This window comes from Luteimonas sp. Soil_C_16 (assembly GCF_057657295.1).
In genome coordinates this window covers 1-207 of the sequence record NZ_JBDGIS010000025.1, presented here as the reverse complement: position 1 = coordinate 207, position 207 = coordinate 1, and the positions used below count along the sequence as shown (strand labels likewise).

Annotated in this window: 1 protein-coding gene; it reads right to left on the bottom strand. The window is 54.1% G+C overall.

Features of this window, described 5'->3' with window-relative positions; all coding sequences use genetic code 11:
• The coding region (locus AC3A5T_RS16945) for a hypothetical protein (protein ID WP_487629535.1) at window positions 1-207 on the bottom strand (207 nt) is incomplete at both ends.

Sequence of the window (207 nt, the reverse complement as noted above, 5' to 3'; positions counted from 1 at the left end):
AAGGGACCTTTTGGTTCCTTTTGGGTCCATCCAAAAGGGACTCGCACGCGCAGCGGGCGAAAGCCTTGCACTTGCTCTCGCCTCTCAGCCTTGGCGTTGGACTTTTCTATCGCCAAGCGAATTGCTCTCAGAGCGAAGATCAAAGACAGGGCTTCCGCGCTGTCGCGCGGCTTACTTTTGTCTTGGCAAAAGTAAGCAAAACCGTCT